Annotated in this window: 12 protein-coding genes and 1 pseudogene; 4 read left to right on the forward strand and 9 right to left on the reverse strand. The window is 65.5% G+C overall.

The window, feature by feature from the left end; translation table 11 throughout:
• Positions 1–279 (reverse strand): helix-turn-helix domain-containing protein (locus JOZ00_RS24755; protein WP_293349463.1); only part of this gene is annotated, 279 nt, incomplete at its 3' end.
• A gap of 111 nt (positions 280–390) precedes the next feature.
• Between JOZ00_RS24755 and JOZ00_RS24760 the strand changes: the two genes are divergently transcribed.
• Positions 391–2,130: a CocE/NonD family hydrolase gene (locus JOZ00_RS24760; protein WP_293349467.1), complete on the forward strand. Its 1,740-nt coding sequence runs from the start codon at positions 391–393 to the stop codon at positions 2,128–2,130.
• On the opposite strand, the gene JOZ00_RS24765 is transcribed toward JOZ00_RS24760, so the two are convergent.
• Complete coding sequence (locus JOZ00_RS24765) at positions 2,127–3,713, reverse strand: PPE family protein (protein ID WP_293349470.1); 1,587 nt, start codon at positions 3,711–3,713, stop codon at positions 2,127–2,129. The genes JOZ00_RS24760 and JOZ00_RS24765 overlap by 4 nt on opposite strands.
• Positions 3,714–3,876: 163 nt before the next feature.
• Between JOZ00_RS24765 and JOZ00_RS24770 the strand changes: the two are divergent.
• Both JOZ00_RS24770 and sigC read left to right on the forward strand, forming a co-directional pair.
• Positions 3,877–4,545 (forward strand): annotated as a pseudogene (locus tag JOZ00_RS24770) (DUF2275 domain-containing protein); the annotation flags it as partial.
• Between the two features lie 129 nt (positions 4,546–4,674).
• Positions 4,675–5,229 carry an RNA polymerase sigma factor SigC gene (gene sigC, locus JOZ00_RS24775; RefSeq protein ID WP_293349491.1) on the forward strand — a complete coding sequence of 185 codons (555 nt, stop codon included), beginning with the start codon at positions 4,675–4,677 and terminating at the stop codon, positions 5,227–5,229.
• On the opposite strand, the gene JOZ00_RS24780 is transcribed toward sigC, so the two are convergent.
• The 4 genes from JOZ00_RS24780 to JOZ00_RS24795 form a co-directional block, all read right to left on the reverse strand.
• A complete protein-coding gene (locus JOZ00_RS24780) occupies positions 5,226–5,957 on the reverse strand; it encodes a cobalt-precorrin-6A reductase (RefSeq protein ID WP_293349494.1) in 732 nt (243 codons plus the stop codon). The genes sigC and JOZ00_RS24780 overlap by 4 nt on opposite strands.
• On the reverse strand, positions 5,954–6,709 hold the full coding sequence (gene cobM, locus JOZ00_RS24785; RefSeq protein ID WP_293349497.1) for a precorrin-4 C(11)-methyltransferase: 756 nt from the start codon (positions 6,707–6,709) through the stop codon (positions 5,954–5,956). The genes JOZ00_RS24780 and cobM overlap by 4 nt, the downstream gene beginning before the upstream one ends.
• Positions 6,706–7,881, reverse strand: coding sequence for a precorrin-6y C5,15-methyltransferase (decarboxylating) subunit CbiE (gene cbiE, locus JOZ00_RS24790; protein WP_293349473.1), 1,176 nt, complete (start codon positions 7,879–7,881; stop codon positions 6,706–6,708). Before cbiE ends, cobM begins: the two co-directional genes overlap by 4 nt.
• 102 nt (positions 7,882–7,983) lie before the next feature.
• Entirely contained in the window at positions 7,984–8,733 is a 750-nt protein-coding gene (locus tag JOZ00_RS24795; RefSeq protein ID WP_293349476.1) for an SDR family NAD(P)-dependent oxidoreductase, read from the reverse strand.
• Between the two features lie 35 nt (positions 8,734–8,768).
• On the opposite strand from JOZ00_RS24795, the gene JOZ00_RS24800 reads away from it, so the two are divergent.
• Positions 8,769–9,176, forward strand: coding sequence for a F420-dependent biliverdin reductase (locus tag JOZ00_RS24800; protein WP_293349479.1), 408 nt, complete (start codon positions 8,769–8,771; stop codon positions 9,174–9,176).
• Between the two features lie 11 nt (positions 9,177–9,187).
• Here JOZ00_RS24800 and JOZ00_RS24805 read toward each other — a convergent pair whose 3' ends face one another.
• The 3 genes from JOZ00_RS24805 to JOZ00_RS24815 form a co-directional block, all read right to left on the reverse strand.
• Positions 9,188–9,802 (reverse strand): hypothetical protein, encoded by a 615-nt coding sequence (locus JOZ00_RS24805; RefSeq protein ID WP_293349482.1) that lies wholly within the window; start codon positions 9,800–9,802, stop codon positions 9,188–9,190.
• 13 nt (positions 9,803–9,815) lie between these two features.
• Positions 9,816–10,334 (reverse strand): TNT antitoxin family protein, encoded by a 519-nt coding sequence (locus JOZ00_RS24810; protein ID WP_293349485.1) that lies wholly within the window; start codon positions 10,332–10,334, stop codon positions 9,816–9,818.
• The coding region (locus tag JOZ00_RS24815) for a glycohydrolase toxin TNT-related protein (protein WP_293349488.1) at positions 10,331–12,951 on the reverse strand (2,621 nt) is incomplete at its 5' end. The genes JOZ00_RS24810 and JOZ00_RS24815, both read right to left, overlap by 4 nt.

Below are 12,951 nucleotides of genomic sequence, written 5' to 3' on the forward strand. Positions count from 1 at the left end.
GCCGAGGTGCTCATCGGGCCCGTCGAACGCGGTCGCGAAGCGCGCCAACGCATCCGGTGAGATCGACATGACGGCGGCGAACAACTCGTTCTTCGATCGGAAGAACTGCATCACCAGCGACGCGTCCACGCCGGCGTCGAGCGCGACACGCCTGATCGTCGTCGCGGTGAAACCGTCGCCGGCAAAACGGACGCGGGCCGCATCCAGAATCGCCTGCCTGGTGGTGCTCGTGCCCGGCCGGCGCCCCCGCCGGGACGCCGGCGTGCTCTTCGCCGTCATGCGTCGACGGTACCGCCTTGACGGAGAAATCTCAACCGTTGTTGATTTTCTTCGGTTGCAGGTCTACCGTCGGGAAGGTCCGCAAACCGATGGCGACGAAAGGAGATGGCAATGAGCCAGGCGGAGAAGGTCTTTGAGCCATCGCACTACCAAGCGGGCGAGGCGAACGGACTGCTCAGCGAGTTCGAGCCGAGCACCCGGACGCTGCCGGCGGGCTACCGCGTCGATCCACGATTCCGCGCGCTGCCCACCGACATCGTCTTCGAGAAGGACGTCGCGGTCACCATGCGCGACGGCGTGACCATCTACGTCGACGTGCTCCGCCCACCCGGATCGGAACGGGTGCCCGTCATCGTCGCGTGGAGCCCCTACGGCAAGAGTCAGGGCACCACTGCGCGCGTCACGTCGCTGTTCGACATGATCGGGATCGACAACGGGTCGCTTTCCGGCTTGGAGAAGTTCGAGGGACCCGATCCCGCGTACTGGTGCGCGCACGGGTACGCGATCTGCAACCCCGATCCGCGCGGCATCGCCCAATCCGAAGGTGACAGTGCGATGTTCGGCCGCCAGGAGGGGCTGGACTGCTACGACCTGATCGAATGGCTTGCCACCCAGGATTGGTGCAACGGCAAGGTCGCGATGAGCGGGACGTCCTATCTTGCTATCTCCCAATGGTTTACCGCCGCCGAACGGCCTCCGCACCTGGCGGCGATCAACCCGTGCGAAGGCCTCAGTGACGTCTATCGCGATCTCGTCATGCGCGGCGGCATGCCCGACACCGGCTTCGCAGAGCGGCTGCAAAAGAACAGCTACTCCGGCAACAACCGACGCGAGGACATCCTCACCGAGGCGCAGCGTCACCCGCTGATGAATGAGCTGTGGGAGGACAAGATCGCGCGCTTCGAACAGATCACCGTTCCGGCCTACGTCGTGGCGAGCTATTCCAACACGCTGCACACGGCGGGCACATTCCGCGCCTGGCGCCGGATCATGTCACCGGACAAATGGCTCCGGATCCACAACACGCAGGAGTGGCCGGACTACTACGACGAGGCAAGCGTCGAGGAGTTGCGCCGGTTCTTCGACCACTACCTCAAAGGCGAGGACAACGGTTGGCAGGATACGCCGCGGGTGCGTTACAGCGTGCTCGACCTCGAAGGCGGCGACCGAATCGACCAGCCCGCCAACGAGTTTCCACCTGAGAATGTCGCCCACACGAAGTTTTACCTCGACGCCGCGTCGCGGACTCTGCAGGCCGACCCGCCCCTCGACGAGGCAACGGCGTCCTATAACGCTGAGACGGATCCCGCCCAGGTCTCCTTCGTGATCCGCTTCGCCGAAGAGACAACGATGGTCGGCTACCCCAAGGTGCGGCTGCGCGTTGAGTCCGAGGGCGCCGACGACATGGACCTGTTCGTTCTCGTCCAGAAACTGAATCGTCAAGGCGCGCCCCTGCAACAGTTCAACGTGCCCAACGACGGAGCGCTGGCGCAGGACATCACCGAGCGGGGCGCATCCGTGTTGCGCTATAAGGGCTCCAACGGGCGTTTGCGAGCGTCCGCTCGACGGCTCGACCGAAAGTTGACGACCGACGCCGTCCCGGCGCACAGCTTCGACCGCGTCGAGAAGCTATCGCCCGGCGAGGTGGTCACCGTCGAAATCGACTTGTCTCCAATCGGTCTCGTGTTCTACCCGGGCGAGCAACTCCGGCTGGTCATCAGCGCACAGAATGCACTGGGTGCGATCATGCCGGGTACGCGTGCTTACCTTCCCCGCAACAGCGGCACGCATGTCATCCACACCGGCGGCAAGGACGCGTCGTATTTACAACTGCCGATCCTGAGCGGCTAGTCGCGACCCCAGCTGCTCGGCATCATCGGCATCACCGGTCGATCGCTCAGGCCGTCGCCGGCCAGCGTCGTCAATCCGGACGCCCGCGACACAGCGGGTTTGGCTGCGGCACCGGCGAATCCGAGTGGCCCCGCACCCCCTCCGGAGGGGTGGGCTGCATGCGGATCATCATTGTCGAAGCCCGGCAGCGGCTCCTGATCCAGGTCCATGTATTCGAAGCGATACGCGTGATCTTTTGCTGTCGCCGCGCGACGTCGCCGGGCCCTGGCTTGCTTGCTGCCCGCCGCCGCGGCGGCCTCAGCCGGCGCGTCGACGTCGTCGGACGCCGGGTCCTTCGACCTGCGACGCGCCTTGCTACCGGCGCTGCCGCGAGCCGCCAACCCCGACAGGCCAACGGCATAGAGCCAGTCGGACATGCCCGCGCCGATCCCGTCCGTGGCCGTCGGTCCGAAGCCGGCGCCCGGGCCGCCACCGGCAGGGCCGGCGCCGGCCGGTGCGGTCGCGGTCGGCGCGGTGGCACTGGACACGGTCGGCGCGTGGCTCACGGTTGTCGGTGCGGATGCCGTGCTGATCGCCGGGGCCGGCGCGGCGCCGCCCATCGGTGCCGACGCCGGAGCGATCGCGGGCGCCGGGGTGGCCGACAGGGGGACGGCGATGCTGACCGCGGTGACCGCTGCCGCCGCAGCGCCGGCCGCGGCGGCACCGACGGCCGCGACGACAACCGGTGCGAGCACCACGGCCATCTGAATCGCGAGTTGGATGAACGGCCAGAAGATCATCAGGGTGTGGAAGGTCGCCCAGGCGATGGCGTTGGCGAGGGTCGGCGAAAAGCCCGGTATCGCCGAGAGGAACGACTGGATACCGTTGACGAACGGAATCGGGTTGAAGGGCCAGCCATTGGGATTGAGGTCCTTCGAAACGGGCCACGCGAAATTGGTGGTGTACCAGCGGATCAACGCTTCCAACTGGTCCTGCCAGGACGTACTGCCGCTGTCGGTGGCCGTCGTAGCGGCCTGCGCCGTCGCCACGGTCGCCTCGGCGGCCGGCGCGACGATCGTGGGCGCGGGCGTCGTCGCCGGGACCGCCGCCATGACCGACTCCGCCACGACTTGGTAGGTGGTCATGGTCTCGGCGGCCTGCAGCCACATCCGCGCGTAGTCGGCTTCGTTCACGGCGATCGGGATGGTGTTGATGCCGAAGAAGTTCGTCGCGAGCAGCGTCGCGTGGACGGCATGGTTTGCCGCGAGTTCGGGCAGCGTCGGCATGGCGGCCAGCGCGGCGGTGTAGGCCGTGGCCGCGGTCTCGTGCAGCGTGGCCGCGGCCGCGCTCTTGGCGGCGCTCTCGTGTAGCCAGCCCAGATACGGGGCGTGCGCCGCCACATACTGCTCGGCGCTGGGTCCCTGCCACGCACTCCCCTGCGCCGCGCCGAGCAGTCCGGTGAGTTCGTCCGCCGCGGAGGCGTATTCGGTGCTCATCGACGACCAGGTGGCCGCAGCGGCGAGCAGCGGCCCGGGTCCGGGGCCGCTGCTCAGCAATGTCGAATGCACTTCGGGCGGAAAAGCCATCCAGATCGGGGCGGTCATCGTCGGGGGCTTCCGGGCAAGGACACGAATACCTCTTCGGTGAGTTCTGGGGGTGGGCTGGGGCTGCTCGTGTCTAGTGGTCGGTTTGCTGACCGGATTAGTTCCCGACACGTGTTTTCGCATGCTCTTTGCACGTGGACCGACCATGCGCAACGATGCAGGGATGCGGTGTGACGTTGCGCGTGAGGCGCTTTCTGCCCGACTGGACGGTGAGCGTCCCCAGGTGCTCTCGCAGCAGGTCGATGCACATCTCGAATCGTGCAGCCGCTGCCGGTCCTGGCTCATCGGCGCCGCGGTGCAGAGTCGCCGACTGGCCTCGGTCACGCCGGCCAACGGACCGGATCTGGTCGACAAAATCATGGCGAGCATCGACGAGCAAGCCTCCGGGCACCACCGCTGGATGCGCACGCTTCGATCGCACTACCGGCGCTGCGGCCTGATTGCCGTCGGTGCGTTCCAAGTGGCGATTGCGGCCGCGCAGATCAGCGGCATCGATTTCGGCATGGTGTCCAGCCACATGCATGGCGCGATGTCCGGCGAGCATCTGATGCACGAGTCCACCGCGTGGTTGCTGGCACTGGGTCTGGCGATGATCGCCGCCGGCGTCTGGCCCGTCACCGCGATTGGGGTGGCGGCGATTACGGGCGTCTACTGCGTTGCGCTGTTGGGTTACGTGATCGTCGACGCCTTCGCCGGCGAGGTGACCGCCACCCGCATCGCCAGTCACATGCCCCTGCTGTTGGGGCTGGCGTTCGCGCTGTTGGTCGCGCGCGAACGCGGGGGCTCGCGGAGGCCCGGCACCTCCGATGGCTCGGGCGAGGCAAACTACCCCGCCCGGCCGGCCGCGTCACCCGGCGCTCCGCGACGTCATCTGTGGCCGATCAATCGAACCTTGCCCGAGGGCGCCACTACGACGACCCGTCGTAGACTCATCGGGGCCGCGCAACTAAGGTGGTTGGTCATGACCGCGTCCAGCGATGACGAGGCCGTCACCGAGCTCGCATTGGCGGCAGCACGCGGTAACGAACGAGCGCTCGAGGCGTTCATCAAAGCGACCCAGCAAGACGTGTGGCGGTTCGTCACCTACCTGTCGGACGCCGGCAACGCCGACGATCTGACGCAAGAGACCTACCTGCGTGCCATCGGCGCGATCGAGCGATTCTCGGCACGCTCGAGCGCCCGGACCTGGCTGCTGGCGATCGCGCGACGCGTCGTCGCCGACCACATCCGCCACGTGCAATCCCGCCCGCGCACCGCACCCGGCGCAGATCCCGAACTACTGCTGCGCGGCGACCGCCACGCGCGAGGATTCGAAGACGTGGTCGAGGTGACGACGATGATCGCCGGCCTCGCCGTCGAGCAACGCGAGGCGCTCTTGCTCACCCAGTTGCTCGGCCTGCCCTACGCCGACGCCGCCGCGGTGTGCGGATGCCCGGTGGGAACCATCCGGTCCCGCGTCGCACGCGCCCGCGACGCCCTGTTGGCCGACGCCGAGCGCGACGACCTGACCGGCTAGCGCGTCAGTCCCGCAACCCAATCCGCGGCCTCGCGCACGGTACCCACTGTTCGCACACCCGCAGGCAGCGACGGCCGCGCCACCATCACCACCGCAATGTCCAGCGCGGCTGCGGCATCCAGCTTCGCCCGAGTCATGTCGCCGCCGCTGTTCTTGGTGACCAGGGCATCGATGCGGTGCTCGCGCAACAGCGCCAACTCGTCGTCGTAATGGTATGGGCCTCGGGAGAGCACCAGTTGGTGGTGGCGCGGCAGCAAGCCCATGTCGGGTTCGGTGACCGCGCGGATCAAAAACCACGCGTCGCTGTCCGCGAATGCCTTGACCCCGGAACGACCGGTCGTCAGGAATATCCGCGAATAGCTTTGTTGGGCAACGGTATCCGCGGCCTGCCGATCCGAATCGACGACGATCGCGGCGCCGAGATCCCAAGCCGGGCGGGCCAGGACCAGATACGGGATCCGCAATTCGGCGCACGCCTGGGCCGCATGCGCGGTCATGGTCGCCGCGAACGGGTGGGTCGCGTCGACGACAGCATCGACGTGTTCGTCGCGCAGCCAGCGCCGCAGGCCCTCGACGCCACCGAAGCCTCCGATCCGTACCGGGCCCACCGGCAGGGCGGGATCAGGCACCCGCCCCGCCAAGGAACTGACGATGTCGGTATGGGGGTGCAGCGTTTTCGCCAACGCGCGCGCCTCGCCGGTGCCACCGAGCAACAGCACCCGCATCAGTGGCTGCTCCCCCGGGTCCGCCCGCTCGAATAGAGATAGCTGTCGGTGAATCCCTGGGCGGCAAGCACATCGCCGACGACGATCACGGCGGTCTTGGTGATGTTGGCCTCGTGCATCTGCGCGGCGATATCGGCGAGTGTGCCGCGCAGCACCGTCTGTTGCGGCCAGGTCGCGAAAGCCACCACGGCGGCGGGTGTTTCGGGTTTGTAGCCGCCTTCGAACAGCTGCGGGACGATCGTGTCGATCTGCGCGGCGGCCAGATGCAGCACCAGGGTGGCACCGGATCGGGCCAGTGTCACGAGGTCTTCACCGGGCGGCATCGCCGTCGACAGGGTAGCGATCCGGCTCAGCGTCACAGTCTGCGCGACTCCAGGGACGGTGAGCTCGCGCTTTAGCGCGGCCGCCGCGGCAGCGAAAGAAGGTACGCCAGGCACGATTTCGTAGTCGATGCCACGCGCATCGAGTCGACGGCACTGCTCGGCCAGCGCGCTGTACAGCGACGGGTCGCCGGAATGCAAACGCGCGACGTCATGCCCGGCGGTGTCGGCGTCGGCGAGTTCGTCGATGATCTGCTCGAGCGTCAGCGGGCCGGTGTCGATGACCTTCGCACCCGATGGGCACAGGGCCAGCAGGTCCTCGGGCATGATCGAGCCCGCATACAGGCACACCGGGCATCTTTCGAGAAGCCGTTGGCCGCGGACCGTGATGAGGTCGGCCGCACCCGGGCCCGCGCCGATGAAGTACACCGTCATTTCGTCATCGCCCATTGGGTGACCGGCATCTGCGGGCGCCAGCCCGTGAACCCGCCCAGCCGCTCGCCCTGGGAGTGCTGGAAACGGCGCAACCGACCACCGAGTCGCGAATAAGCCTGCGCCAGCACGGCTTCAGACTCGACAGTGACCGCGTTAACCACTACCCGGCCTGCCGGTGGCAACCTGTCCAGGCACGCGTCGAGCAGACCGGGCTGGGTCAGGCCGCCGCCGATGAAGATCGCCGAGGGCGGCTCGGCGTCGTCGAATGCGTCCGGTACGTTGCCGCGCAGATCGATGCTGACACCGAAAGCCGTTGCGTTGGAGGCGATGTTGAGGCGACGTCGCTCGTCACGCTCGAAAGCGACCGCGCTGCAGCCCCGCCAGCTCAGGCACCACTCGACGCTGATGCTGCCCGAGCCGGCGCCGACGTCCCACAGTCGCTCCCCCGGGCGCGGCGCCAGTGCCGCCAGCGTCACCGCACGGATGCCCTGTTTTGTGATCTGCCCGTCGTGCACGAAGCGATCGTCGGGCAGCGGCGACAATCGTTCGTCGGGCGCGTAGCGGACGGCGATCACGTGGAGGTCGTCGACGTCTGGTGGCGCGTCTTCGGCCCACTGCCGCGCGGTGCCGTCGCGGCGGTGTTCGGTTGAGCCGCCCAGCCTTTCGAGCACGCTGAACCGCGAGTCGCCGCGGCCGTTCGCGGTGAGCAGCGCGGCCAGTTCGGTCGGGGTGGATCCGTTTTTCGACAGCACGATCGCCTGGCCGCCGCGGCGCACCGCGGTGTGCGGCTGCGCGGTGACCAGACTGATCACCTCGGTGTCGTGGACGTTCCAGCCCATTCGCGCGCACGCCAGCGTCACCGAGGAGACGTGCGGCAGCACTCTGACCCGTTCGGGGCCGTACAACCGGATCAGTGTGCCGGCGATGCCGTGCAGCAGCGGGTCACCGCTCGCCACCACGTGGATGTCGCCGCTCGTGTGGTCGTCGAGCAGCGCCTGCAGCGCAGGCAACATCGGTGACGGCCATTGCTTGCGCGGCGCGCGCACCGTGTCATCGAGCAGGTCGAGTTGGCGCTTCGACCCGTAAATCACTGTGGCCCTGCGTAATTCGGCACGCGATGCCTCGGACAGGCCTGCCATGCCGTCGGCACCGATGCCGACAACTACGATCATGGGCGCCGCTCCTCCTCATCGCTTCGCTCTGCATCGTCACCGGCGCGGATCATGGGCGCCGCTCCTCCTCATCGCTTCGCTCTGCATCGTCACCGGCGCGGATCATCGCGGCATCCTGCGCCAGACGAATTGCGGCAGCAGTCGCATCACAAAGGCCGCCGGTCCCAGCGCCCACGGAATCCATACCGTGCGCTTGCCCTTTCTGAGCGCACGCGCGGTCGCGGCGGCCACCTGCGCTGGCGTGCTGGACAGCGGCGCCGGCGTCATGCCCTCCGTCATCCGCCCGATGACAAACCCCGGGCGCGAGATCAGCAGCCGCACCCCGGTGCCGTGCAGCGCGTCCGCCAAGCCGCTGGCGAAGCCGTCCAGGCCGGCCTTGGCCGAGCCGTAGACGTAGTTGGCGCGGCGCACACGCGCTCCGGCAATCGATGAGAACACCACCAGCGAGCCGTGTCCCGCGCTGCGCATGGCGGTCGTCAGATGGGTGAGCATGCTGACTTGGGCGACGTAGTCGGTGTGCACGACGGCGACCGCATGCGCCGCGTCGGCCTCGGCGCGGGCCTGGTCGCCCAGGATTCCGAAGGCCAGCACCGCGGTGCCGATGGGCCCGTGCTCGGCGACGACCGAGTCGACCAGCGGGCCGTGCAAAGCCAGGTTGTCGGCGTCGAACTCCCTGGTTTGCACCGTCGTCGCGCCGGCGGTTTTCAGCGCGTTGACCTGCTCGTCGAGTTGGTCGGCTCTGCGCGCGGCCAGCACCACCGTCGCGCCGGGGGCCAGCAGGCGCGCCAGTTCGATGCCGATCTCGCTACGGCCGCCTAGAACCAGTACCGGACCTGCTCCCGTGTCGTCCACGGCTGCGATTATCACCTGCGCTAGCGTGTGCGTTGATGGCGAACACCACTACCCGGCTCACCGATGACGCGTTGGCGTTCCTGTCGGAGCGGCATCTGGCCATGCTGACCACGCTGCGGGCCGACAATTCACCGCACGTGGTGGCGGTGGGTTTCACCTTCGACCCCAAGACGCACATCGCGCGAGTCATCACCACCGGAGGTTCGCAGAAGGCCGTCAATGCCGACCGCGGCGGGGTGGCCGTGCTGAGTCAGGTGGACGGCGCGCGGTGGCTGTCGCTCGAGGGCCGGTCCAAGGTGAACAATGACGTCAACGCGGTGCGCGATGCCGAATTGCGATATGCCCAGCGCTATCGCACGCCGCGGCCCAACCCGCGACGGGTGGTCATCGAGGTGCAGGTGGAGCGGGTGCTCGGTTCGTCGGATCTGCTGGACCGGCGCTAGAAGTAGCTTCGCTATTCTGAGCGCTCGAGACCTTCGGTCAATACTTCATCGAGTGCGTCGTAGGACTCGACTAGTATTCGACTCTTCGGCTCGTCAGCGGGGGTCAGGTATGCATATCGATCTGGACGTTCCCGTAGAGAGTACTTGTGGATAAACTGCCGCACGAGGTCGTCTTCAACGCCGTTATAGTCAGCAATAAATTGAACAACGGGTTCATCAACGGGTTCTTTAGTCAAGTCGCTGTATAATCCGGATCTCTGCCATTTTCGATATAGCGGTTCGATGTTTCTTTTCCGGCGAACCATGTCGCCCAGATTTACAATGACGTACTTCCCAGCATCGTCGAGATTTGAAAACACTGACTCAATTGCGGTGCGGGGCGAGTTGCTTCTCTCAGTGGTGGCGCTGAGAACAAGGTATCCAAGCTCGCACGGCTCGATGACTTTAGCTTTCCAGTCCGGATACGGATATCCATCACGAATCCAAAGCCGACCATCGAGCAATTCAGCAGCACCCCAAGAAGATTCGTTCCCAGTTACGGCTGTCCAACGGCTACGCCACGCGTCATAACGGCTAATTAGCTCGGTCAAGCCGGGTGACTTTAGGCCATCTGTGAAATTCGTCATCTTCATTATCGTCTCATGCCAGAGTGGCAAACAGCGGTTTTCCATCGGCGTCAAGAAATGAGTCTTTTATAGTCTCGATTGGCACGTCTATATAATGCGATATCTCAACAAGCCTGTCATCTGCGGCAATGGCTGCCATCGAACCAGTACCATCAATAAGTGAATCTCGCTCGCGGCCAGCGAAAGTGACTGTGCCGAAGCGATAACCTGGTTTTAGCTCGTCGCGCGAAAATGGCTTTTGTATGCGCGTCAAACCTTCACGCTTGCGAACCGAACCTCCAAAACGACCATACAGATATTTTTCGATGAGCCCCATCGTCAGCGCAGCTAAATTGAAGTATTCTGGACCCATCCGATCAGACGTCGTAATAACATAATAGCTACCAACAGAGTTGATGAAGTAACGGATCTCTCCACCCTTATTCCAAATAACCGTTCTGCCATCCTGGGTTCGCGATCCTTGAGTTAGGTCCATTCCGGCAAGTCGAACCCAGTCCTGCAAGCCGACCGAAAGGTCTACACTGCTTGTCATTGTGAGAGCACCTTTCCGGTGATCAGTTCGTCCACAATTCGTGGATCACCCTTCGCGTCGAAGATCCGTACCTGGAGCGATCCGCCAGGTTGCCCAAGCCCGGGCGCTACCTCTGATACTTCGATAGTCCATCCTTCCGGAAGCTTACTCAAGGTATATGCCGCGTATGGATCCCTTAGTGAATTTACGTGTAGCGCACGCTCTTCCCAGGACGAAGCCTGTCCGTTTTCCACCACAGCCAGATACGCGCCTTCATCGTCACCGATGCGATCGAGTCGAGAGCCGTAATCTCGTACAAAGCATCCGAGGTCAGAGTAGGCAACTCGCGTGCCCGGTAGGGCACCCCCATTGCCGGGAAAGTTGTACCAATGCTGCCCAGCGGGTCCCAATTTATTAAAGCGAACTTCGTATTCGTCTTGACGGAATGCTCGCCCTTGAACATCGCGTCCAAACGGCGCACCAGGATCAGCCATTAATTTCCTCACATCTGCATGTATATGACCCTCATCTGTAGGGTCGTAAGGGTAGTTCCAGTATTCCGACAACGGTTCGCCGTAATGCGGATCAAGAGGTTGATCGGGCAACCGGTGCCATCCGTCGCCCGATGCGCCGTGGGAATGCACGGGGTCCTGACGCTCGCCGCCGGAAGAGCCACCATGTCCCTCGCCGGGATGGTCACCAGCCGGCGGGAGTCCGTCAGAGTGATTGCCATGCCCATGCTTCCCCCGACCGGCCGGCGGCTCATCGTGCGGCGGGCCCCCCGGCCGGCCGCCATCCCCCGGCCCATGCCAACCGCCACTACCCGATGCCGGCAGTTCGGGCGCACGAGGGCTCGGGGCCGAGAAGTGGGGAGCCGCCGACGATGGCGCCGGAGCAGCGTGCGGCGAATGGGCAGAGACGGGCGCAGGTTCGACGGGAGACCCGCTCGGCGCCAACGGCACTCGAGCCGGCGAATGATCAACGAGTTGCGGAACGGCCGACGGCAGGCGCCCGCCCGCCGCGGGCGCGGATTGAAATGCCGGCGCTCCGGACACGGGTTCAACTAAGGCTGACGGCGGGCGTCCAACGGGTTCTGGCGTCGATTCATGAGCACCGCCGGCCGGTCCCGACGCCGGATCAGTCGGACGCCCCGCGGGCGCGGGATCCGCCGGATGCGCAGCGGATTCAACCGGAACGTCGGGCAACCCGTCGGGCGGCAATGCCACGGGAGCGCCGCTGATCGGTGGCTCCGGCGTCGGCAGTTCTCCGGTGGCGCTTTCGAGATCCTTGGTCAGATCGCGGCCAGTCGCGCCGATCTCACCCAACTCGCTCCCGGTGGCAGCGAGGTCACCTGCCTCCCCCGCGGCGCGAGCAGCCTCCGCCCCCTCAACGCTCTCCTCCGCGCCCCGGGCAGCGGCGGTGGCCCCCTTTGTCCCGATTCCGACCTCGCCGGCACCGGGAAGAATCAGCGTGCCAACGTCAAAAATGTTTTCGCCGAGTCCCATCCCAGGCCGAGCGGTACTCCAATCATCAATGTGCAGCAACGATTTCAACTGCTGCAGGTTTTGATCGAGGGCCTCTTGGGGATTGAAGAGGGCATTGATCAAGCTCCCCTTCCACAAACCTTTTCCCATCCCCGACCATGTCGCCGCTGCGCCCTCGGGATCGAAGAGGAACCATCGCGGATCGAGATCGACGATGCCCATCGCCATCCCGGCCGCACCCGTCAACACCCCCTCGTTCACGTTGGCCCAGGTGTCGAACACCGTCGCCATCGGGTTTCCAACGTCCTCGCCCAAGAAATTGGTGAGCTCGCGGCGCACGTGCTTTTCGAATTGCACAATCAGGCCGTCGCAGGCCTGCATGACAAATTTGATTCCCTGCTCGTAGGCCCTGGCCTCCCGACCCAAGTTGTGCAGTACGGCCTCGATGTCCTGGGCAATCTTCTCGATCTCGTCGAAAGCGTCGCCCTCGATGATCAGCATCACGTCGTGCCCTATGTCAGCCAGAGACTCCAACCGGCGCAAGAGATCTCGGATCGCGCATTGGGCGTGGTCGACCTCGTTGGCGAAATTGTCGACCGTGGTGGCCAGCTTGCCGCATTGCTCACCGATTTCGGCGACACAGTCGCCCAGATGGCACAAAGCCTCATCGATTTTTGCGCCTTCGGGGATCTGTTGCGTATCCAGAAGTGACTTCGACGCGCTGAGCGCGCCCCGCATTCCGCTCATCACCGCGCCAAAGCTTCGCCAACGTCCCGCCGCCGCATGCAATCCCGCCACGTCGCCGTCGGGCCAGACATCGTCGACGAATGACTGTATGAACGCCCACAACGCTGGTGGCGGCTTCCCGGGACCCAACGTCCCCGGCGGCCCGGGAGCCGTGATCTTGACCGGCAGCGCGGGGGCCTGCAACACCCCGGCACCACCGCCGAGCTTCGAAGCGGCTTCCGCCTTCGAATAGTTCGACGCGCCTTGGGCAATGACGGCGCCGCTGTGCCGGCAGGCGTTGATGGCGGCGGCCGCAGCCTTCAGTAGCGACTCGGCCCCATCCTGATACGCCAGCCCGAACACCATGCCCGCGATATCCAGCCCGGTGTGCGCCGCAAAACCCGCGGTCAACACGGTCATATCGGCGG

Source organism: Mycobacterium sp., from assembly GCF_019243155.1.
In the GTDB taxonomy this organism is placed as follows: Bacteria; Actinomycetota; Actinomycetes; order Mycobacteriales; family Mycobacteriaceae; genus Mycobacterium.